At 68.7% G+C, this 21,946-nt stretch carries 19 protein-coding genes and 1 pseudogene; 7 read left to right on the top strand and 13 right to left on the bottom strand.

What is annotated here, in order from left to right:
* Positions 1-7 precede the first annotated feature (7 nt).
* From clpX to Ssi02_RS03825, 3 genes are all read right to left on the bottom strand, one after another.
* Positions 8-1,288, bottom strand: coding sequence for an ATP-dependent Clp protease ATP-binding subunit ClpX (gene clpX, locus Ssi02_RS03835; RefSeq protein WP_204021037.1), 1,281 nt, complete (start codon positions 1,286-1,288; stop codon positions 8-10).
* 220 nt (positions 1,289-1,508) lie between these two features.
* Positions 1,509-1,907 (bottom strand): cytochrome P450, encoded by a 399-nt coding sequence (locus Ssi02_RS03830; RefSeq protein ID WP_239128576.1) that lies wholly within the window; start codon positions 1,905-1,907, stop codon positions 1,509-1,511.
* 492 nt (positions 1,908-2,399) lie between these two features.
* Positions 2,400-2,948, bottom strand: a complete 549-nt coding sequence (locus Ssi02_RS03825; RefSeq protein ID WP_204021033.1) for a DsbA family protein — start codon at positions 2,946-2,948, stop codon at positions 2,400-2,402.
* 557 nt (positions 2,949-3,505) lie between these two features.
* Between Ssi02_RS03825 and Ssi02_RS03820 the strand changes: the two genes are divergently transcribed.
* On the top strand, positions 3,506-4,072 hold the full coding sequence (locus tag Ssi02_RS03820) for a dihydrofolate reductase family protein (protein ID WP_204021032.1): 567 nt from the start codon (positions 3,506-3,508) through the stop codon (positions 4,070-4,072).
* Here the strand turns inward: Ssi02_RS03820 and Ssi02_RS03815 are convergent.
* Entirely contained in the window at positions 4,057-7,215 is a 3,159-nt protein-coding gene (locus Ssi02_RS03815; protein ID WP_204021030.1) for an AfsR/SARP family transcriptional regulator, read from the bottom strand. The genes Ssi02_RS03820 and Ssi02_RS03815 overlap by 16 nt on opposite strands.
* 90 nt (positions 7,216-7,305) lie before the next feature.
* Positions 7,306-8,715 carry an MFS transporter gene (locus Ssi02_RS03810; protein WP_204021029.1) on the bottom strand — a complete coding sequence of 470 codons (1,410 nt, stop codon included), beginning with the start codon at positions 8,713-8,715 and terminating at the stop codon, positions 7,306-7,308.
* 270 nt (positions 8,716-8,985) lie between these two features.
* Here Ssi02_RS03810 and Ssi02_RS03805 point away from each other — a divergent pair, with 270 nt between their 5' ends.
* The gene (locus Ssi02_RS03805) at positions 8,986-9,372 is read left to right on the top strand and encodes a VOC family protein (protein WP_204021027.1); all 387 of its coding nucleotides are present in this window, start codon (positions 8,986-8,988) and stop codon (positions 9,370-9,372) included.
* A gap of 97 nt (positions 9,373-9,469) precedes the next feature.
* On the opposite strand, the gene Ssi02_RS03800 is transcribed toward Ssi02_RS03805, so the two are convergent.
* From Ssi02_RS03800 to Ssi02_RS03780, 5 genes are all read right to left on the bottom strand, one after another.
* Complete coding sequence (locus Ssi02_RS03800; protein ID WP_204021025.1) at positions 9,470-10,873, bottom strand: MDR family MFS transporter; 1,404 nt, start codon at positions 10,871-10,873, stop codon at positions 9,470-9,472.
* Complete coding sequence (locus Ssi02_RS03795; protein ID WP_204021023.1) at positions 10,870-11,667, bottom strand: GntR family transcriptional regulator; 798 nt, start codon at positions 11,665-11,667, stop codon at positions 10,870-10,872. The genes Ssi02_RS03800 and Ssi02_RS03795 overlap by 4 nt, the downstream gene beginning before the upstream one ends.
* 136 nt (positions 11,668-11,803) lie before the next feature.
* Positions 11,804-12,778 carry an LLM class flavin-dependent oxidoreductase gene (locus tag Ssi02_RS03790; RefSeq protein WP_204021021.1) on the bottom strand — a complete coding sequence of 325 codons (975 nt, stop codon included), beginning with the start codon at positions 12,776-12,778 and terminating at the stop codon, positions 11,804-11,806.
* A 6-nt stretch (positions 12,779-12,784) separates the two neighbouring features.
* The gene (locus tag Ssi02_RS03785; RefSeq protein ID WP_204021019.1) at positions 12,785-14,143 is read right to left on the bottom strand and encodes a dihydroorotase; all 1,359 of its coding nucleotides are present in this window, start codon (positions 14,141-14,143) and stop codon (positions 12,785-12,787) included.
* On the bottom strand, positions 14,133-15,077 hold the full coding sequence (locus Ssi02_RS03780; RefSeq protein WP_204021017.1) for an alpha/beta hydrolase: 945 nt from the start codon (positions 15,075-15,077) through the stop codon (positions 14,133-14,135). The genes Ssi02_RS03785 and Ssi02_RS03780 overlap by 11 nt, the downstream gene beginning before the upstream one ends.
* Before the next feature lie 197 nt (positions 15,078-15,274).
* On the opposite strand from Ssi02_RS03780, the gene Ssi02_RS03775 reads away from it, so the two are divergent.
* Complete coding sequence (locus Ssi02_RS03775) at positions 15,275-16,114, top strand: ABC transporter ATP-binding protein (RefSeq protein ID WP_204021015.1); 840 nt, start codon at positions 15,275-15,277, stop codon at positions 16,112-16,114.
* Positions 16,111-16,878, top strand: coding sequence for an ABC transporter permease (locus tag Ssi02_RS03770; protein WP_204021013.1), 768 nt, complete (start codon positions 16,111-16,113; stop codon positions 16,876-16,878). The genes Ssi02_RS03775 and Ssi02_RS03770 overlap by 4 nt, the downstream gene beginning before the upstream one ends.
* A gap of 32 nt (positions 16,879-16,910) precedes the next feature.
* Here the strand turns inward: Ssi02_RS03770 and Ssi02_RS03765 are convergent.
* A pseudogene (locus Ssi02_RS03765) lies at positions 16,911-18,098 on the bottom strand (RNA-guided endonuclease InsQ/TnpB family protein); the annotation flags it as partial.
* A gap of 158 nt (positions 18,099-18,256) precedes the next feature.
* On the opposite strand from Ssi02_RS03765, the gene Ssi02_RS03760 reads away from it, so the two are divergent.
* Genes Ssi02_RS03760 through Ssi02_RS03750 form a run of 3 tightly spaced genes read left to right on the top strand, consistent with a single transcriptional unit; the run spans position 18,257 to position 21,225 of the window.
* Positions 18,257-19,090: an ABC transporter permease gene (locus Ssi02_RS03760; RefSeq protein ID WP_204021011.1), complete on the top strand. Its 834-nt coding sequence runs from the start codon at positions 18,257-18,259 to the stop codon at positions 19,088-19,090.
* Between the two features lie 42 nt (positions 19,091-19,132).
* The gene (locus Ssi02_RS03755) at positions 19,133-20,155 is read left to right on the top strand and encodes an ABC transporter substrate-binding protein (protein ID WP_204021009.1); all 1,023 of its coding nucleotides are present in this window, start codon (positions 19,133-19,135) and stop codon (positions 20,153-20,155) included.
* Positions 20,156-20,172: 17 nt separating this feature from the next.
* Positions 20,173-21,225, top strand: coding sequence for an alcohol dehydrogenase catalytic domain-containing protein (locus Ssi02_RS03750; protein WP_204021007.1), 1,053 nt, complete (start codon positions 20,173-20,175; stop codon positions 21,223-21,225).
* 68 nt (positions 21,226-21,293) lie between these two features.
* Here the strand turns inward: Ssi02_RS03750 and Ssi02_RS03745 are convergent, their stop codons facing one another.
* Both Ssi02_RS03745 and Ssi02_RS03740 read right to left on the bottom strand, forming a co-directional pair.
* Positions 21,294-21,512 carry a hypothetical protein gene (locus Ssi02_RS03745; RefSeq protein ID WP_204021005.1) on the bottom strand — a complete coding sequence of 73 codons (219 nt, stop codon included), beginning with the start codon at positions 21,510-21,512 and terminating at the stop codon, positions 21,294-21,296.
* Between the two features lie 211 nt (positions 21,513-21,723).
* Complete coding sequence (locus tag Ssi02_RS03740) at positions 21,724-21,924, bottom strand: hypothetical protein (protein WP_204021003.1); 201 nt, start codon at positions 21,922-21,924, stop codon at positions 21,724-21,726.
* Positions 21,925-21,946 lie beyond the last annotated feature (22 nt).

Raw genomic sequence — 21,946 nt, 5'->3', positions numbered from 1 at the left:
GCCCGACCTAGGCGGACTTGTCGTGACGCTCCCGGTGGTCGAGGTGGTCACGCGGGACGAGGGTCGGGTTGACGTTGTTGAGTACGGTGTCCCGGGTCACCACGACCCGGGCTACATCGTCCCGGCTCGGCACCTCATACATCACGTTGAGCAGCACCTCTTCGAGGATCGCGCGTGTCGCACGAGCGCCGGTACGGCGGAGCAGCGCTTGTTCGGCGACCGCGTCGATGGCCTCCCCCTCGAACTCCAGCTCCACGCCGTCGAACTCGAACAGGCGCTGATACTGCTTGACGAGGGCGTTGCGGGGCTCGGTGAGGATGCGGGCGAGGGCGGTGCGGTCGAGCGGCTGGAAGGTGGACACCACCGGCAGCCGGCCGACGAACTCCGGGATCATTCCGTACTTCAGCAGGTCTTCCGGCATGACGCCGGCGAACGCGTCGGTGTTCTCCCGTTCCTCGACACTGCGCATGACGGCGCCGAAGCCGATGCCCTTGCGGCTGGCGCGCTGCTCGATGATCTGCTCCAGACCGGCGAAGGCGCCGCCGACGATGAACAGCACGTTGCTCGTGTCGATCTGGATGAACTCCTGCTGCGGGTGTTTGCGCCCGCCCTGCGGCGGCACGCTGGCGACGGTGCCTTCCAGGATCTTGAGCAGGGCCTGCTGCACACCCTCGCCCGACACGTCGCGGGTGATGGAGGGGTTCTCGCTCTTGCGGGCGATCTTGTCGATCTCGTCGATGTAGACGATGCCGGTCTCGGCGCGCTTCACGTCGTAGTCGGCGGCCTGGATGAGTTTAAGGAGGATGTTCTCGATGTCCTCACCGACATAGCCGGCCTCGGTGAGGGCCGTGGCGTCGGCGATGGCGAACGGGACGTTGAGCATCCGGGCGAGGGTCTGGGCGAGGTAGGTCTTGCCCGAGCCGGTCGGCCCTATCAGCAGAATGTTGGACTTGCCTAGCTCAACCGCATCCTTCTGCCTGCTCCCCCGGCCGGCACGAATGCGCTTGTAGTGGTTGTAGACGGCCACCGAGAGGGCCTTCTTCGCCCGGTCCTGCCCGACGACATACTGCTCAAGGAAGGTAAATATCTCCCTTGGTCTCGGCAACTCCTGGAGGACGTCGTCGGCTGCCGCCTCGCGGTCCTCCTGGATGAGCTCGTTGCAGAGTTCCACACACTCGTCGCAGATGCAGACCCGGCCTGGACCCGCGATGAGCTTCTTGACCTGCTTCTGGCTCTTCCCGCAGAACGTGCATTTCAGCAGGTCGCCGCCGTCACCGATGCGTGCCACTCGGAAACGTCTCCTCAAGTCGTACGGGCCAAGGCCCGGGAGTCGGGCAGGTCATCCCACGCGGCCTATTCCCCTGTTGTTCATGACCGTGTGGCTTTTGACGGTACCTGGTTCCCGGGGGTTCTGGATCTCTTCTTGGCCTGCCAGTTCCTACCGGCATGAGTAAAACGCCCCATGTCTAGGGCAAGGGCGCTGCGCCGTACGACCTGCTGTGCCCCTGTCAGGCCGTTGCCGGGCCGTTTGCCGTGGTGGCATGAAGGGTGGTGAAGCCGCCGGAGATGAGGGATGAGAGCGGTTGTGGGTTCGCCTCGCGCAGTGTCAGGCCGGGGAAGCGGGTGAACAACCTTTCCAGCGCCAAAGTGCCTTCTAACCGGGCCAGAGAGGCTCCCAGGCAGAAGTGGGGCCCCTGCCCGAAGGCCAGATGTGGACGTTGTGTGCGGGTCGCATCAAAGAGGTGCACATCGGGTCCGTGCTGCTCAGGATCGCGACCGGCCGCCGCGTGGCACATGAGCAACGCCTCGCCTGCGGCAATCGCCGTGCCGGCGAGCTCGACCGGCTCGCTGGTGTAGCGGAACGGCAAGTTGACAACCGGGGACAGCCAGCGGAGTGTCTCCTCCACGACAGCCCCCCACGTCACCGTGCCGGCCTTCGCCATGGCGAGTTGCTCGGGGTGCATGAGCAGGGCGTAGGCCGTATTGGTGATGAGATTGACCGTCGTCCACGCTGCCGGGTAGCTCCACCCGGACCAGCGGACCCAGTTCTCGCAGTTTCACGGCCTGTTCGAACTGGTCGGTCAGGGGGTCGAGGACGAAGGGGGCGGGAGTGGAGGTAGCGGGCACGGATGACCTCCCAGGGCAGCCTGCGTCGCGATCTGTGTGGGCGCTCCCCATCGTCCATGGGCCGCTAAGCATTCTCTAATGGGCAGATCTACTACATCGCCCTAACCACCCCGGAAATCGATATTTCATACACTGGAAGTACGGCAGAAGCCTGCCCGAAACCCCAGGCCAGGGCGAGGTGACGTGGCGCCTCGTTTTTCACTCCGGCTTCTCTGGACAGCGACAGCCATTTCCCGAGCCAAGGGGCACGCGGGATGCTCAACGAGCGCACATCAGTCTTCCTCCGGCCACCAGGGCACGGACCAGTCGAGTTCCTCCCCCTTGTATCTCACCGTGGGTGTGCCTTCAATTCCGCGGCCGAAGACAAGCTCGGTGACCTTGTCGGCGCGTTTGGCCGTCTCCGCCGACTTCAGACATGCGAAGAAAGGCTCCACCGGAATGCCGGTGCTCTTCGCCAGCCGCACGAGTTTCTTATAGGGGAATCCGCCCCGCTTGAAAGGACCGGGCTGGTGGGCGTACAACGCGTCGTGATATTCCAGCCACTTGCCGGGGGTGGGCACGCAGAGCGAGGCCGTCAATGCACGCCGTGAGTTCGCGCGCTGGACAGGCGTCTTGGCGGAGAAGAGCGTGAACGGATGGAAGACGACGACGATCTCCCCGGAAAAGGCCGCGTGCCGCAGCCACTTGCTGTTCTCCCCCTTGGCGAACTCCAGGCAGGCCGGGCACGCGTAGTCCTCGTAGACCTCGACCACCGGGGCTTTCACCCCCGGCTGCGCCATGCGCACAGTGCCGTCCGCCTGCAGGGTGATGAGATCGGCCACCGTCGTCACTCGTTCGGTTTTCTTCAATTGAATCCCGGAGCAACCGGCACTCACGGTAACGGAGGCGAGACATAACGCAAGCACTGCGGAAAACCGGCGTAGACGTACACCGCCGCGGGGCGGACAGAACTTGTAAGGCACCATCGGAGAAACTTTAATGCGCGCCTGGCTCACCCCTCGGCTTGGGCCCCCATATCAACCGGGATTCAGTGCCGAGCCACCGGCCAATTGCGCGTTCAGCGGCTTCATGTCGTGGAGCCGAACAACCAATTGTAAACCGGGCGCCGACCACCCCAAGACTTCCTCCAAGGTGAGTCCGCGCATGCCGACGACGTTAGGAGAGCCTCCCCCGCGCCTCTACGAACTGGTACGAACTTGCACGCCTATTTCAATTCCTTGATGGCCTGGCGGGCCTGCGAACGACGTCAAGGGAGCACCCGCCCGGGGCCGGGGCAGACCGGTAAGGCGACCTGAAGAAAACCGTAAGGGCCTCCCGGAAGGCTGATGGGTGTCAGGCGGACGGCATGAGGCCGGCGCCAAGTAGACGGGAGACACCCATGCGCAAGCTCATCGAGTCCACCTTCGTCTCGTTGGACGGCGTCATCGACGACACCCGCCCCTCCACCGCGTCGCGGGCGGAGCCGCAGCACTGGGGGCGGCCCTACTGGGACGAGGACCACGCCGGCTACAGCGCGAAGCTTATGGAGTCGGCGGATGCCCTGCTGCTGGGCCGGGTGACCTACGAGGGGTTCAAGGAGGCGTGGTCGGCGCAGTCCGGGCCGCACGCCGATCACATCAACAACATGCCGAAATATGTGGCCTCAAGGACCCTGACGGAGACCTCCTGGAACGCCACTCTCATCCAGGGCGACGTGGCCGAGGAGGTCGCGAAACTCAAGGAGCAGCCGGGGAAGAACATCCTGAAGTGGGGCACCGGCGAGCTGGACCGTGTCCTGGTGGAGCACGGGCTGGTGGACGAGTTTCACTTCTGGTATTTCCCGGCCATCGTGGGAGCGGGGAAGCACCTGTTCGAAGGGGCTGGGTTTGACACGACGCATCTGAAGCTTGCGGACATCAACCGTTTTGCCTCGGGGATCGTCGTCCACGTCTATGTCCCCAAGTAAAGGGCGCGGGCCTCTTCGGGGGTGAGCTTGCCGCCTTCATCGGACAGGGCGGTGAAGGCGGGCCCGGCGGCGGCCTGGACATCCGCGGTGATGCGGACCCAATCCTCCTGTTCCGACGGGGACGACGACCGCTCGGACTTCCGCCGACCGGCGCCCGCGGCGCCCAAGGTCCGGGCGGCCAACGCAGGCCGGCCGTCCACGACCAAGGCCGCCGCCATGCCGGCCAACGCCATGGACATGCCGTGTGCCGACCCCTGCTCGCGGAACACGTCGAAGGCCTCCGCGTGGAAGCCCAGGGCCGCGGCCGCGTCCCCCCGGCTCCCGACGGCGAAGCCGAGCTCCACCAGCACCATCGAGAGGTATGGCGGCTGCCCGGCCTGCTCTCGCGCGGTGGCCAGGAGCCACCGCAGGTGCTCCTCGGCGAGGTCGAGCCGGCCGGCCCGGCGGGCGGCGAAGGCCAGCCCCAGGGTGGCGAAGACCTCGTGGACTCGCTGGCCGTGCTCGGCGGCGAGCCGCCTCGCCTGCTCCCCCCGCTCCTGGGCCTCGCCGTAGTCTCCGACCTGCATCGAGGTCCAGGCGAGCCACGACAGCCGGCCGGCCACGTCGGACCACAGGCCGAGGTCCTCGGCGACCCGGAGGTGGGCCCGGCTCAGGCGGGCGGCCTCGGCGTGGTCGCCGGTGAGGTCGGCCAGGCCGATCAGCCAGTCGGTGGCCTGGAGCACACCCCAGTCGTCTCCCAGCTCGGCGAAGAGAGTGGCGCTGCGCCGGGCGTCGTGCTCCAGCCCCGCAAGGTCGTGGCGCAGGTGGGAGAGCATGGCCCGGGTGCTAAGAGCGGCCGCCTCACCCCACCGGTCACCATATGCCCGGAAGGTCTCCAACGCCCGCTCCAGCAGCTTCTCCGTGACCGTCTCATCGCCGAACTCGATGACCGCGCTCGCGAGGAACCACTCCGCCCAGGCGCGGTCGACCGGGTGCGACACCTTCGCATATGCCTCCAGCACCTCCTCCACCCGCTCCGGCCCGGCCTGCCCCTGCCGTAGGGCCAGGCCGAGGTGCCAGGTCTCGGCTCTGGCGCGGGCCTCGGCGGACGCCTCGCCGTCCACGGCCAGGGCGGTGGCCAGGGCACGGCGGGCCTCGGTCAGCCGGCCGCGGAGATAGCCGTGCCAGGCCAGGGCTCCGGCCAGCCGCAACGCCGGCTCGGCCGCGCCCGCACGCCGGAAGGTGTCCAGAGCCGTCCGCATGTTCGCGGCTTCGGCGTCAAGGCGTCGCAGCCACTCCCCCTGCTCGGGCCCGCGCAACCGCGGCTCGGCCTCCTCCGCCACGGTCAGGTAGTGATCGGCGTGGCGGCGGCGCAGGGCGGCCTCCTGCCCGGCTTCGCGCAGCCGCTCCAGGCAGAACGCCGAGACCGACTCCAGCAGCCGGAACCTCGGCCCGTCGCCGCGCACCACCAGCGAGCGGTCGACCAGCCGGGCCACCAGCTCGAACACCTCGTCACCTCCGGCGCACACCGCCGACGCCCCGGCCGGCGTGCATCCGCCGGCATGGACGGCGAGGCCGGACAACACACCGCGCTCGGCCTCGGTCAGGAGCCGCCAGCTCCAGTCGATCACGGCGGCGAGGGTGCGCTGCCGGGCGGGTGCGTCGCGGGGGCCGCTGCTCAGCAGGCCGAAGCGATCTCGGGGCACGGTCAGCCGGGCCGCGAGTTCCGGAACGCCCAAGGCGGGCACACGTGTGGCCGCGAGCTCCAAGGCCAGGGGGATGCCGTCGAGGCGGCGGCACACCTCGGCCACGCCCGCGGTGATCTCCGGTGCGGCGGCCAGCCCGGCTCGCGCCATGAACAGGCGTACGGCAGAAGCCTCCGTCAACCGGGCCGGATCATCGGTGTCGGGCACCTCCAGCGGTGGCAGGTCCCAGCGGGTCTCGCCGCGCAGACGGAGGGGCTCGCGACTTGTGGCGAGAATGTGGAGGCCGGGGGCGGCGGGGAGCAGTGCGCCGATCAGGGTGGCCACTGGCTCGACGACGTGTTCGCAGTTGTCGAGCACCAGCAGCGTGCGGCGGTCTCGCAGGGCGGCGGCAAGGCGCTCCCCCGCCGATGCCACGCTTCCGGGGGTGTCCGGGATGGAGAGCACGGAGAGCACCACCTCGGCGGGGTCACCCTCCCCGTCCCATGTGGTCAGGTCGACCAGCCAGGCACCATCGGCATATGTCCCGGCCAGGGCGCGGGCGGCCGCGATGGCCACGCTGGTCTTGCCCACTCCGCCGGGGCCGGTCAGGGTGACGAGCCTGCCGCCCGCCAGCAGCTCGCGCACCCGCTGGACCGCGTGGTCGCGGCCGATCAGGTCGGTGACCGGTGCGGGCAGGTTGGTGGTGGGTTTGACGGATCGAGGTGCCGGGGGCGGCGCGTCCTCCGCCGGATCGCCGGTCAGGATTGCCTGGTGGAGAGCGGTGAGCTCGGGGCCGGGGTCGAGCCCCAGGTCGTCGGCCAGCCGGCGGCGCAGATCCTGATAACCGGCCAGGGCCTCGGCCGTGCGGCCGGCACGGTGGAGGGCACGCATCTGAATCGCCAGAAGCCGCTCGCGGTAGGGGTGTCTCGCCACCTGCTCGCCCAGCTCGCCGATCAGGTCGCCGTGCTCGCCAAGGGCCAGCCTGGCCTCGCCATATGCCTCCAGGGCGGTCAGCCGCCGCTCCTCCCAGCGGCCGGCCGCCGCGCGGGCGAACTCCTCGTCGGCGAAGTCGGCGAGGGCTCCTCCCCGCCACAGGTCCAGCGCCTCGGCCAGCAGACCCGCCCGGCTCCGGGGGTCGCGGGCGGTCTGCGCCTGGTCGATCAGGGCCGCGAATCTCGCGGCGTCGGTCTCGGCGCGCAGGGCGTAGCCGGGCGGCTGGGAGGCCACCAGGTCTCGCCCGCCGGGCTCGGCGCTCTCCAGCGCGCGGCGGAGCTGGGAGACGCGCACGTGCAGGGCGGCGGCGGGGTCGGCCGGGGGCGAGTCTCCCCACAGATCGTCGATCAGCCGGTCGGACGACACCACCCGGCCCTCGTGGACCAGCAGGTCGGCCAGCAGGGCACGCACCTTGCGGCCGGGGACCGAGACCGGCTCACCCCGGTCGGTCCACACGGCCAGCGGCCCCAGCACCCCGAATCGCATCCCCACAGGTTACGAGAGCCGGCCGACAGCGGTTCCACGCCCGCTATCTCGCCAATCGCAGCGAACTGCTCTCCTGACTCCGCACGCCGGTCACGACCGGTGGGCGAATCTCCTCGGCACCACCAGTACGGCCAGCACACCCAGCACCGCCAGCACGATCAACGCCAGGAAGACGTCGTGCACGGCTCCGGCGAGCGCCAGCCGTACGACTTCGTCTCCTCCGCCTTCGACCGCACGGGAAGCCTGGTCGATGGAGGTGTAGCCGGTGCCGGCGAGCCGGTCGGCGAGCGAGTTGTTGGCGACGGCGGCCAGGAGGGAGGCGCCTACCGCACCGCCGGCGATGCGGAAGAACACCACTCCCCCGGTGACGACGCCGCGTTGTTCCTGCGGCACGCCTACTTGTGCGCCGATCAGCATGGCGCTGGAGACGAGGCCGAGTCCGGCTCCGTTGACGAAGGTGCAAAGACCTGCGTAATAGAGAGGTGAGGATTCGTTGAGCTGGGTGAACATCAATGCCGAGACGCCGATGAGGACCAGTCCGGCGAGCGCGGTGTCGCGAAATCCGATGCGCATGTAAAGGCGTGAGGAAAGCCCGGCGGCGAGGGGCCAGCCGACGGACTGCACGGCCAGCACGAAGCCGGCGACGACGGCGCTCGCGCCGAGTACGGCTTGCGCGAAGGTCGGCAGATAAACGGCGGGGCCGATGAGGATCATGCCGACGAGAAGGCTGCCGAGGAATGAGCCGAGAGTGACCCGGTCGCGCCACACCCACGGGGGGATGAGGGGTTCGGCGGCGCGGGTCTCCCACCAGCCGAAGGCGACCAGGAGAAGTACGCCGAGGGCGACAAGCCAGAGGAGTTCCTTCTGGAGGCCGAGCATCGTGGCGGTGACGCCGCCCATGAGGAGCAGCGTGCCGAGGATATCCATGCGGTGGGGGCGGCGCTGAACGGATTCCTTGAGCCATAGCGCGATGACGAGAATCGCGGCCAGGCCGATGGGGATTTTGATGAGGAAGGTCCAGCGCCAGGAGACCAGTTCGGAGAGCAGGCCGCCGAGGGCGGGGCCGAGGAGGGCGGAGACTCCCCAGACGGAGGAGAGGAGGCCGGTGATTCGCCCGCGTTCGTGGAGTGGGTAGAGGTCGGCGGCGAGGACCTGGGTGATGGGCTGGAGGGCTCCGGCGCCGATGCCTTGAAGAGCTCGGGCGAGGATGAGCACCGGCATGTTCCAGGCGAGTCCGGACAGGAGGGTGCCGGCCAGGAAGATGCTCATTCCGATGATGAGGAGCGGTTTGCGCCCGTACACGTCGGCCAGGCGGCCGTAGATCGGGGTGAAGACCGCCTGGGTGAGCATGTAGGCGGCGATCACCCAGGGGAAGAGGGAGAAGGACCCGAGGTCGCGGACGACGGAGGGTACGGCTGTCGCCACCATCGTGGAGTCGACCGCGGAGAGGGCGGAGCTGAGCATGAGGCCCGCGACGACGGGGGTACGGCGATTGGTCACGCTCGTGGTTCCCTCTCGGGTCGGTCCCAGAGGGTCGCGTGGGGGACCGTGCCATGCTTGGACCGCAGGCGAAGGCCAGGGGGGAACCCCGCTCCCACGGGCCTCGCCGGGGAGTGGACGGGCACCAAGTGGCAAAGCCAAATTACCACTTGAGAAGGGGGGTGCCTCCCGGGGGTCCGGGGGTGGGGCACACTACGCTGATCAACGGGCTCTTGCGCCGCCGGGTATGGTCACGAGGACCGGCATATTGAGGGGCTTGAGGAGCGGAAAATGCGGGTGAAAGCCTTCGACCACCTGGTGATCAATGTTGAGGACGTCGAGCGTTCCCTCGGCTTCTACAACGGGCTGCTCGGGCTGGAGCCCGTCCGGCTTGAGGAGTGGCGGGCGGGCAAGGCGCCCTTCGTATCGGTCAGGGTCACCCCGGACACCATCATCGACATCGTCCACGGCCCTCGCGGCGAGTCGAACGTCGACCACATCTGCCTCACCGTGGACCCCCTCGACTGGGACGAGGTCATCGCCTCCGGCGCCTTCACCGTCCTCGAAGGCCCGGTGAGCCGATTCGGTGCACGTGGAAACGCCATCTCCGTCTACGTCTCCGACCCCGACGGCAACACCGTGGAGCTGCGCTGGTATCCGCAGGACGCCGAAAGGTAATCGTCTGGCTCCGTGGAGCTTTCACCTGGCAGCGCTGCACCCGGCACGCTTTGAAGCCGGTTGCATGCTCGACGCCGTGGGGCGGTGAAACCACAAATCACGAGCGTGGGGTGAACCTCCGGGGCATGACGGCCACCGCGAAGAAGCCGGCCACGACGAATATCAGCATCGCCAGGAACGCGTTGTGCACCGCGCCGGCGAGGGCCAGGCGGACGGTTTCGTCGCCGCCGTTTTCCAAGGCGCGGATGGTGTCGTCGACCGAGCCCGCTCCGCCCAGGCGGTCGGCGAGGGTGCCGTTGGCGACGGCGGCGAGCAGTGAGGCCCCTACGGCGCCGCCGGCGATGCGGAAGAAGACCACGCCGCCGGTGACCACGCCGCGGTGCTCGTGGCCGACGACGGCTTGAGCGGCGACCAGGACGGAGATGGACAACAAGCCCAGGCCGGCGCCGTTGATGAAGGTGCACACGGCGGCGTACACCACCGAGGAGGCGGCGGTGAGCTGGGTGAACATCACGGCCGAGACGGCGATGAGGGCGAGGCCGGTGAGGGCGGTGTCGCGGAAGCCGATGCGCATGTAGAGGCGGGCGGATAGGGCGCCGGCGATGGGCCAGCCGATCGACTGCACGGCCAGCACGAAGCCGGCCACGATCGCCCCGGCGCCGAGCACGCCCTGGGCGAAGGTGGGGAGGTAGACGGCCGGGCCGATCAAGATCATGCCGACCAGCAGGCTGCCCAGGAAGGAGCCCAGCAGGACACGGTCGCGCCACACCCACGGGGGGATGAGGGGTTCGGCGGCCCGGGTCTCCCACCAGCCGAAGGCCGCCAGGAGCACCACGCCCGCGAGGGCTGTGCCGTACGAGGTCTCCTGGAGCCCGAGCATGACGGCCAGGACTCCGGTGGTGAGCAGGACGGTGCCGAGGATGTCCAGCTTGTGGTGACGGCGTTCGACCGTCTCGCTGAGGCGGAGTGCGATGACGACGACGGCGGCCAGGCCGATGGGGAGGTTGATGAGGAAGATCCAGCGCCAGGAGATCGACTCCGACAGGATCCCGCCCAAGGCCGGACCGAGAAGGGCGGAGGCCCCCCAGACGGTGGAGAAGAGGGCGTTGATGCGGCCGCGTTCGCGCAACGGGTAGAGGTCGCCGGCGAGGACCTGGGTGATGGGCTGGATGCCGCCGGCGCCGATGCCCTGCAACACGCGCGCCAGGATCAGCATGTGCATGTTCCAGGCGAATCCGGCGAACAGCGATCCGGCCAGGAAGATGCCCATGCCGATAAGGAGGAGCGGTTTGCGCCCGTAGACGTCCGCCAGGCGGCCGTAGATGGGGGTGAAGACCGCCTGAGTGAGCATGTACGCCGCGATCACCCACGGGAACAGCGAGAACGACCCGAGGTCTCGCACGATGGAGGGTACGGCTGTCGCCACGATCGTGGCGTCGACCGCCGCGAGGGCCATGGTGAGCATGAGCCCCGCGACGACGGGGCCGCGGCTGGAGGTCACGCGGGTGCGGGCTTCTTGCGGCGGCGCTTGGGGGTGACCGGGTCGGCCTCGGCCTCTTCGGAGGAGAGGACCTCGATGATGCGGCGCGAGACGTGCTCGAGGTGGTCGCGCAGGTGGGCGGCGGCGGTGTCGGCGTCGCCGCGCGAGGCCAGCCGGGCGAGCTCGCGGTGGCCACCGGCGCCGTGGTCGACGCGCAGGCCGAGGAGGTAGCGGCCGACGGAGTTGCGGAGGTCTTCGATGATCTCCACGGTGGTGGGGTTCTCGCCGGCGTCGTAGAGCTCGCGGTAGAACGCGACGCGTTCGTCGACGAGGGAGGCGCTGATGTGGGGTTCGTCGAGGGCGGTGCCGAGTTCGCGGAGGCGGGCGGCGCGGGCTGAGGTCATGCGCGCGATCGACTTGCGGAGGGCGTAGGTCTCCAGGAGGACCCGGAGCTCGTATATCTCGCGGACCTGTTCCACGGTGAGGGTGCGCACCACCGCGCCCTTGTGCGGGTGGAAGGAGACCAGCCCTTCGGACTCGAGCTGCATAAGCGCGGTGCGGATGGGAATTCGGGATACACCGATGCGCTCGGCGAGTTCCTCCTGCCGCAGGTGCTCACCGGGGGCGAGTACGCCGGTGATGATGCACTCGCGGATGATGTCATATGCCATTTGACCGACGGTCTTGTAACCGCCGGATGCACGCCCGACTACATCGGCGAAGGTGAGCTCCACCGACGCGTTCGCCTTGCGCACGACCATCAGGGTTCCGCCCCTCTGGTTGAGGGCCTTGTCAGGGCCCGGATCGATGTACATGTTTGGATACAATCCAAGCACAAGTTGAGCGCGGTCCTGGCTTTAGGCCCCCCGGCTGTGATCCGTGATATACCGCGCCGGGGCCGCCGGTCCCCGCTCCTCGCCCTGGAGATCAAGGGATCGGCGGCCCGACATCTCATCGCAGGTAGGGGAGCACCTGCGTGCCGAGGAGTTCGATCTGCTGGAACCAGCGGGCGAACTTGAAGCGGAAGTCGAACACGAGGTGCTCGACCCCGAGCGCCTCGAACTTCTTGACCTCCTCGATCACGTCGGCGGGGCTGCCGACGATCAGCTGGCCTTCGAGGTCCTCCACCGTCTCGAACCGCCCGGACGGCGGCTTGACAGCGAACTTCGCCTTGTTGGCCCAGGTGAGGAGGCCGGGCACGTTGACGTCGCGGAGGGCTTCCTCGCGGGTGGCCTCGACGGAGGTCGGGGGGATGACGGCGACGGTGGGCATGGGTTTACCCGCGGCCTCGGAGAGCGTGCGCATGGTCTCGATGCGCTGCGCCATGGAGAGCAGGGAGATGCGGCCGGGCATCCAGCCGTCGGCGAACTCGACGGCCAGGCGGGCCGAGCGCGGGGTGGCTCCGCAGTACCAGAAGGGGGCGGGGCCGCCGACGGGTTTGGGCTCGATGGTGATGTCGCTGAAGCTGAAGTTCTCGTCTGAGTACTCGACGGCGTTCTCCAGCGCGACTTTGCGCAGGATGTGGGCGTTGGAGCGGACAAGGGAGACGCGGTCCTTGTCGCCCCAGCCGATGGCGTCGAACTCGTGCTGGTAGGTGCCGGCGCCGAAGCCGAGGATGACGCGCGGCCCGACGAGCTGCGTCATCGTGCCGATCTGGAGCGCGGTGGTGAGTGGGTGGCGGAAGGGGATGAGGGAGCCGGTGCCGAGCTGGATGCGCTCGGTGACGGCACCGATGGCGGTGAGGGTGGTGAGGGCGTCGTAGAACTCGCGGTTGGGTGCCTCCATCTCGCCGTGGGGCTCGAAGACGAGGTGGTCGCGGACCCACACGGAGTCGAAGCCCAGTTCCTCGGCGAGCTGGGAGCCGCGCAGGAGCTTGACCCGGTCGGCGTGTTCGCCGAAGTGTGGGAGGAGAAGTCCGAACTTCATGGTGCTTTATGCCTTCTTTCCGTGACCAGGCCGGCCGGTGACCTTTCCTTCGCTGTAGACCTCGACGCCCCGCACATACGTGCGGTCGATCCGGGCCGAGCAGGTGGTCCCGTCGTACGGCGTCCAGCCGATCTTGGACAGGACCCCGTCGTTGGTGATCGTCCACGGGGCGTCGGGGTCGGCGATGACGATGTCGGCGTCGCGGCCGGGCAGCAGGGCGCCCTTGTGCGGGAGGCCGAAGTCGCGCGCCGGGTGCTCGGCCGCCATCTCCACCACGCGCGACAGGCTGATGAGGCCCTTGGCCGCGGCGTCGAGGAGGAGGGGGTAGTAGTACTGAATGCCGGGTGTGCCGGTGTGGGAGCTCCACATCTTGGTCCAGCCGATCTCCTTCTCCTCCCGGGTGTGGGGGGCGTGATCGGAGGCGACGTGGTCGATGGTGCCGTCGTTCATGCCTTCCCAGACGGCCTGGCGTGCGTCGTCTGGCACCCAGTAGGACAGGGCGTAGGGGCCGAGCCGCTCGACGTGCTCCCATTGCGACAGGAACGGCATCCAGTGGTTGACCTCGCAGGTCACGTCGACGCCGCGGGCCTTGGCCCGCCGCACGGCCTCGATGGAGCGCCGGGTCTGCATGTGGGCGAGGTGGATGGGGCACTTGGAGGCCTCGGCGAGGCGCAGCACGACGTCGATGGCGGTGTCCCAGATGACGCCCTCCCGCTCGGCATATGCCTGGGCGTAGGCGGCGGGGGTGTTCTCGCCGCGCTCGAGGTAGGCGCCCTCGATGTAGTCCATCAGCCCCTGGTCGTGGGGGTGGATGATGAACCTTTTGCCGGTGGGGGCAATCGTGTCCATCATGCGCAGAAGGTCACCGTGGTCGTGCATGCCGGTGCCCGCCGGGTGGGGGTAGGTCCGCCCGGTGTCGACGACCATGTAGACCTTGAAGGCGCGGATGCCGGCCGCCGCCATCTTGACGACCTCGCCAGGAAGGGTGGCCGCCGGGTTGTGGTTCCAGTCGACGATGCAGGTCTCGGCATAGCGGCTGAAGACGTCGTCGAGCGTCTCCATGGTGGTGGTCGGCGGGTCGAGGTTCGGCATGCCGAAGATCGTGGTGACGCCTCCGGCGGCGGCCTGGAGTGAGGTGGTGTGGATGTCCTCTTTGTGGGTGAAACCTGGCTCACGGGTGTGGACGTGGACGTCCACCATGCCCGGAAGCACGAGCTTGCCCGTCGCGTCGACCACCTGGCCGCCGGTCTCGACCTCGCGGTCCACCAGGCCGACGATCTTGCCGTCGGACACGAGCACGTCGGCGTCGAGGGCCCCGGCGGGGGTCAGCGCGGTGCCGCCCGAGATGCGCAGATCAACCGGCATCGGGCGCCTCGATCCTGTGCTCACCTTCGGGGGTGGACACCACGATGTGGGCGGGGCCGAGGTGCCGGTCGAACCAGCCGACGATGCGCGGCGTCGTCTGCGTCCAATAGCGGTCGTAGGCGGCATAGTGGGTGGTGTGCCGCTGCATGAGGAGCTCCTTGGGACCGCGGGCGGCCTCGTAGATCTTCTCGGCGTGGTCGGTGGGGGTCGTGGCGTCGTCCTCGATGCCGATGACCAGCAGCGGGGTGCGCAGCTCGGCTGCGGCGGAGACCGGCGAGTAGGCCAGGATCTCCTCCACCGCGGGGGCGAACTCGATCGCGGTGGGGATGCGCCCGTCCACGTCGGCCTTGATGGTGGTGGCCCGCCGCTCGCCCGTCGGCACCATGATCTCCTCGCGGGGGTGCACGACCCGGCCCTTGCCGGTGAGCACCCGCTCCCTGCGGTCGGCGGCGACCGAGGCGAGGAAGTCCAGCCATTCGTATTCACTTCGCATCCGATGCAGCCAGTCGGTCCCGTCGGCGACGGGAAGCTGGCTGACGGCGGCGCGGACGCGGGGGTCGGCCGCGGCCAGCAGCACGGCGTTGCCGCCGCCGGTGCCACCGCTGCCGAAGACGCCGATGCCGTCGGGCACGACGTCGTCGCGGGTGGTCAGGTAGGTGACCGCGGAGCGCAGGTCCTGAAGCTGGCGAGCCGGGGACAGGACCGACCTGTCGCCCTCGGAGTCGCCGAAGCCTCGATAGTCAAACACCAGTACGGCGAAGCCCGCCGCCGTCAGCGCCTCGTGATAGCGGACATACAGCTTGGCGTCCTTCAGACCGAGCCATCCCGGCCCTTGGACCACCGCGCGGTAAGGCCCCGCCCCCTTGTCGGGGGTGCGCCAGAGCGCGCTGATGCGGTCGCCCTCGCTGAACCAGCTCACTTCCTCGGTTCGCATATGCCTTCCCGGACACGTCGTCGGGCCCCGATGGCCCAGGCGTCATAAGCGTGCGTCTTTGTATCCAATCTTGTCAATAACAAGTTCTATAGCGACCTCTTAGGGCTCTTGACCCAGGATTTGAGCGATGAATAATGTAGCCATCTCTTCTGAGGCGCATCCCCAGCACCGCCGAAGTGAGGGAGGATCAAAAGCGCATGGCGCACGGCCAAGCAACACCCGCCGAAACCACGTCCCCCACCACCGCAGGCTCCCCCATCATCCAGATCCGGGGTCTGTCGGTCCGCTACCACATCGCCAGGACAGGCGCCTGGCTCACCGCGCTCGAGGACATCGACCTCGACGTATACGAAGGTGAGTTCCTCACCGTGCTCGGCCCCAGCGGCTGCGGCAAAACCACCATGCTCAACTGCATCGCCGGCCTGGTGGCGCCCACCACCGGCACCGTCGTCGCCGACGGCAGCCCGATCACCGGCCCCGGCCCCGACAGGGCCGTCGTCTTCCAGGACTACGCGCTGCTCCCCTGGCGCACGGTCGAGGACAACGTGCGGTTCGGGCTGGAGATGCAGCCCCGGCTGAAGGACGGCGCACGCGAGCGGATCCAGGAGGCGATCCAGCTCGTCGGCCTGGCCGGCTTCGAGCAGTCCTATCCGCGCGAGTTGTCGGGCGGCATGCAGCAGCGGGTCGGACTGGCCCGCGCCCTGGTCGCCGACCCGCGCATCCTGCTGATGGACGAGCCCCTCGGCGCGGTCGACGCGCTCACCCGCGAGGTCATGCGGGCCGAGCTCGAACGCATCATCTCGGCCACAGGGAAGACCGTCGTGTTCATCACGCACGGCATCGACGAGGCCATCCTGCTCGGCGACCGGATCGCCGTCTTCAGCTCCCACCCCGGCTCCATCAAGGAGATCGTGAAGGTGGATCTGCCCCGCCCCCGCTCCGGCCAGGTGAAGGCCGAGAGCTATGACGACCTGCGGCGCCACCTGTGGGAGGCGCTGGAAGGCGATGCGAAGGCCGCGGCCCGGGGCGACTCGTGAAACTCGTCAAACGCTACCGGACCCCGCTCATCGCCGTCGCCGACCTGGTGGTGTTCGTACTGGTGTGGCACGTCGCGGTGGTCAACCTGGAGCTCGTCAACCGGCTCTTCTTCCCCTCCCCCGGCGACGTGCTCGCCGCGCTCGGCGACCTGATCGCGGGCGGCGTGCTCGCCACGCAGCTGGCCACGAGCGCGACGAGCTGGGCCGTCGGCTATGTGCTCGGCGCGGCGGCCGGCGTGCTGACCGGCCTGATCGCGGGGAGCGTCAACGCGGTCAACCGGCTCGTGATGCCGCTGCTGTGGTCGCTCTGGGCGACCCCGCTCATCGCGCTCCAGCCGACGCTCACCGCGTGGCTCGACTACGGCTCGGGCCCCATCATCGTGCTGGTCTTCCTGAGCACCATGATCCCAGTCGCGCTCAACACGGCGACCGGCGCCCTCAGCGTGAAGAAGTCGCTGCTGCGGGCCGGGCAGGTGTTCGGCTGCAGCCAGGTACAGCTCTATCTCAAGGTGCGCCTTCCCTGGGTCGTGCCGTACATGCTCGGCGGGTTCAGGCTCGCCGTGCCGACCAGCATGATCGGTCTGCTGGTCGGGGAAATGGTCGGATCGCCGACCGGTCTCGGGTCGATCATCGTCAACGCGACGTCGCGTTTCCGCACAGGTGAGGCGTTCGCCGCCATCGCGGTCTATGTGGTGCTGTCGGTTGCTCTGGTGAAGATCCTCGATACGGCGGAACGGCGTGTGGGCAGATGGAGGACCGGTTGACTTCTTCCCCGCCTAATGGCGGGAAATCCAGCGGTCACCCGCTGGGCTTCCTGCTTCACCGACGACCGCCCCGTCCGGGAGGACTCCCGTTGAGGTCTCACACCGTCTCCACAGGCGGACACCGCCAGCCCGGCGGCCAGGATGTTGCGCGCCGCGTTCACGTCGCGGTCGTGCACGGCGCCGCAGCCGCACGCCCACTCCCGGACGTTCAGCGGCATCCCCGCAGCGACCGTGCCGCAGGCCCCGCACAGCTTCGAGCTGGGGAACCAGCGGTCGACCACGACGAGTTCACGCCCGTACCAGGCGCACTTGTACTCCAGCATGGAGCGCAGCTCCGTCCAGGCCGCGTCGGAGACGGCGCGTGCGAGCCTGCCGTTCCTCAGCAGGTTGCGGACGGTGAGGTCCTCGATCACGACCGTTTGGTTCTCACGGACGAGACGAGTCGACAGCTTGTGCAGGAAGTCGCGGCGCCGGTCGGCGATCCGCGCGTGGATGCGGGCGACCTTCACCCGGGCCTTGGCCCGGTTCGCCGAGCCCTGCGCCTTCCGCGACAGCTCCCGCTGCGCCTTGGCGAGGCGGGCGCGGTCGCGGCGCTCGTGCCGGGGGTTGGCGATCTTCTCCCCCGTGGACAGGGTCACCAGGGAGGTGATCCCGGCGTCCAGGCCGACCGCCCCGCCGGTGCCGGGGGCCGGGGCAACGGTGTCCTCGCACAGCAGCGACACGAACCAGCGCCCGGCACTGTCGCGGGACACGGTCACCGTCGTCGGCTCCGCACCCTGCGGGAGGGGACGCGACCAGCGGATGTCCAGGGGCCCGGCCGTCTTGGCCAGGGTCAGCCGCCCGTCGCGCCAGGTGAAGGCGCTGCGGGTGTACTCGGCCGACGCCCGGGACCTCTTCCGGCTCTTGTACCGGGGGTACTTCGCCCGCTTGGCGAAGAAGTTCCCGAACGCCGTCTGGAGATGCCGCAGCGCCTGCTGGAGCGGGACGGAGGACACCTCCGCCAGGAAGGCGAGCTCCTCGGTCTTCTTCCATTTCGTCAGCGCGGCGGAGGACTACACGTAGGAGATGCGGCGCCGCTCGCCGCACCAGGCCCGGGTGCGCTCCTCCAGCGCCTTGTTGTAAACGAGGCGGACGCAGCCGAACGTGCGCGACAGCTCGGCCGCCTGCTCGTCCGTGGGGTAGAAGCGGTACTTGAACGCCCGCTTGACCTGCCGCGTCACGCCTCAGACTCTATCGGCTCCGGTGTGAGTGGCGGGTGTCGTCCGGTGGCTGCGGACGCTGGATCGCCCTGGCGGCGATCCAGCTTTTCCTGCCCTGCTCCGCAGGAGCTTCGTTTCCTTCCCGCTCTGAAGGTCGGGGTATCCACGAAGGGGACCGGATGACCAGCGCGACTCTGGCCACCAGGAGGCCGCGGACGTCGCCCGGCGGGGCGAAGAAGTCCAAGGAGCTCAAGTGGAAGCTTGCGGTGGCGGCCGAGGTCGCTCTGCTGTTCGGGCTGTGGGAGCTCGCGGTCAGCGTGTTCAAGCTGGCCAACCCCGTGTTCGTGCCGCCGCCGAGCGCGATCTGGAACTCGTTCACCGAGATGGTGGCGGACGGTTCCCTGGGCGGTCATGCGTGGTTCAGCACGCAGAACGCGCTGATCGGGTTCGTGCTCGCCGTGGTGATCGGGGTGGGCAGCGGGCTCGCGCTCGGTTCGTCGCGGTGGGTGAGCGACATCGCGGGGCCGCCGTTCTGGACCGCGTATTCGATGCCGCGAATCGCGTTCCAGCCGCTGCTGGTGCTCTGGATGGGGTTCGGCGAGGGGCCCAAAATCCTGATCATCTTCCTGATGGCGGTCTTCCCCGTCGCGATCAACACGATGGACGGCATTCGCGGCGTGGATCCCTCCCTGGTGAAGGCGGCCAGGGTGTTCGGCGCGAGCCGTACGGCGATTTTCTTCAAGGTCCAGTTGTGGGCCGCGCTTCCGCTGATTCTGACGGGTGTGCGCATGGGCGTCGCCCGCGCCATGGTCGGAATCGTCATCGGTGAGTTCATCGGCGGCAGCGAAGGGCTCGGTTATCTCATCTTCCGGCGGTCGGCCGACTTCGACCTGGCGTCGTCGCTCGCGATCACGCTGATGCTCGTCGTCATCGCCAATCTGCTGATGGCGCTGGTGAGCCTGGTCCGCAGGCTCATCGCGCCCTGGTATTCCGAGGGCGTCACACCGGAGTGACCGGGGAAACCTCGCAATCTGCACAACCCCAAGGAGTGCCTCATGAGGCGTTTCGCAGCCTTTCTCGCCGCGGTCACCGTCGTCGTCGCCGGATGCGGATCGGGAACCGAGGACGAACCCACGGCCGCCAAACCGGCGGCGACCGGCCCCATCGGGCCGCCTGAGAAGACAACCGTCAAAATCGGCATGCGCCTGCCGAACCTCGACACCAACGCGCCCATCGAGATCGCGATCGACAAAGGCTTCTACAAAGAGGAGGGCCTGACCGTCGAGCGGGTCGAGGTGCAGTCGATCCGCGAGGGCATCGTCGGCGGCAGCCTGGACTTCGGCGCGGAGGCCGCACCGGACGTGGTGGCCGCCGCGGCGGCCGGCGCCGGGCTGAAGATCGTGGCCGGATATCGCAACCGCGAGCCGTTCGTGGTCGCGGTGCAGTCGGACATCAAATCGCCGCAGGACCTCGCCGGCAAACCCATCCTGCTCGGCGCGAACCCCGGCACCATCGAATACGACGTCCGCATGCAGCTGCTGAAGGACGCCGGCTTCGATCTCACCGGTGTCGCGTTCAAGGCGGTCAACCTGCCCGGTGGATCCAATGCCTGGGTCGAGCAGTTCAAGCAGAACAAGCTGGCGATGACGGTCATCTTCCCGAGACACAAGAAACTCGTCGAGGAGGCCGGCGGCCGATTCGTGCTGGACGTCATGAAGGAATGGCCGAACGACGCCCTTACCGCGACCCAGACCTTCGTCGACCAGAATCCCAACACGACCGCCCGCTTTATCAGGGCCACCATTAAAGGCATGAAGATCTTCAAGGATCCCGCACAGCAGAAATACGTGCAGGACATGATGAAGGCCAAGGGCTTCATGGTGACGCCCCTTGAGGCCGACCCCGCGGTCTACGCCAACGGGCCGCACCTCTACGACGACGACGGCGGTCTCGTCCCCAAGATGTTCGACGAGCTTCTCGGCGTGCTGAAGATGCCGCCGGCGAAGTTCGACAGCTTCACCTCGCTCGACCAGCTCTATCGGGCACAAGACGCCCTCGGCATCGCGCGGCGCCCATGATGAAAACGAGGCTCACCATGAGAGCCGCGCGGTTGCCCGAGGCGGGCGGTCCCGACCTGCTCCGTGTGGAGCAGGTCGGGACACCGGCCCCCGGCCCCGGCGAGGTGCTGATCGAGGTGCACGCCGTCGGGGTCAACCAGCTCGAACGTCAGGTGATGGCGGGCGCGCCCCTCGGGCGCCCCGTCCTGGTCCCCCGCACCGTCGGCCTGGACCCGACCGGCGTCATCGCCGCCGTCGGCCTGGGTGTGGCAGAAGAGCGGGTGGGCGAACGGGTGGCGGTCAAACCCAACGTGCCCTGCGGGACCTGCGATTTCTGTACGGCGGGGCACGAGGCCGACTGTTCCTCGCAATATGTGTCGGGCATCCACAGTGACGGCGGCGCCGCGGACTATGTGGTCGTGCCGGAGCGGGTGGCGTTTCCCATCGCGAGCTCCGTGGGCTACGCCGAGGCGGCTGCCGCCGTACACAGTGTGCCGATCGCGCTGCACATGATCCGCAGAGCGTATGGCCCGGCCGGGTTCGCCCCCGGCACCACCGTGCTGGTCACCGGGGCCACCGGCGCCCTCGGTGTGGCATGTGTGCAAGTGTGTGCCGCGCTCGGCGCACGGGTCGTCGCCGGTGTGCTCAAAGGCGAGCCCACCGGGGACCTCCCGTCGCTGGGCGCGGCCGAGGTGGTCGAATATCCGATCGACGGTTCAGCGGAGCTGGAGTCCGCCGTGCGGGACATCGCCCCCCGCGGTGTGCCGCTCGCGCTGGACGCCACCGGCAGCGGCGCCCTCATCGGCGCGGCGCTGCGGCTGACGTCGTGGGCCGGCCACACCGTTGTGGCCGCCGCCCTGCCCGAGTCGGCGTTCACGGTGGACACGCGCAACTTCTACACCAGGCGGGTCACCCTGCACGGATGCGCGGCAGCCGACTTCACCGACGTGCGCGACGGGCTGGGCCTGGTGGCGGACGGGCGGGTGAGTCCCGTGGTGGCGACGCGGATGGCGCTGGAGGACATCCGGGAGGCGTTCGAGATGACCAAGCGGCGGGACCACCTGGGCAAGGTGGTGCTGTCGATCCGGTGACGGAGGCGATCTGGGGTCTGCCCTCTCGTGGGGAGGGGGCGGACCCCGGGGCTTTTCGTTTTCGTTATTCAGACGTCGGGGAGCTGGGTGAGGGAGACAACCGGTTTCGGCAGGATGTGGGTCATACCGAAGGTACTGTTGGACTCCAGGGCGAAGGTGAGCTCATAGACCGTGGGGCTGAAAAGCCCGAGCCCCGGCTCAGGTGCGGCGTGCGCGGCGGGGGCGAGCAGGCCGCTCACCGCGGCGCTCAGGAGCAGGGTGGTGGCGATCCGTCGCGGAGTGGTCATGGGGTATCCGCCTTTCACGAGGGGGATCACTAGCGTGCTCGAATTTAACGTGAGGTGACTGGACATCCACTTAGGGTGATGTCGAGCCGGGGGTTCGCGAGGTGTGGTGCGTCCACATAGGGAAAGGGCCGGTCCGGTCCCGGGTGAGGCAGCACCGCCCGCCGGGACCGGACCGGCCCCTCCGACCCCCCACAGCGGGGAAGGCCGGCTGTCAGTGCCCGACGAGCGGGAGCCCGTGGGTGGAGATGGGCAGCCCGTGACCGCCCGCGCCGCCGACCAGGCCGCCGACGAGCGGCAGGCCGTTCACGAGGTGCAGCGGGTCGGGGGCGACGGCCATGGCGGCAGGGGCGGACAGACCGCCGATCGCGGCGGTCAGGGCGAGGGCGGCGGCGACACGGCGTGCAGTGCGCATAGTTGGCTACCTTTCGAAAGTG

Source organism: Sinosporangium siamense, assembly GCF_016863435.1.
GTDB classification, from domain to species: Bacteria; Actinomycetota; Actinomycetes; order Streptosporangiales; family Streptosporangiaceae; genus Sinosporangium; species Sinosporangium siamense.
This window is presented reverse-complemented; position numbering and strand designations above follow the sequence as displayed.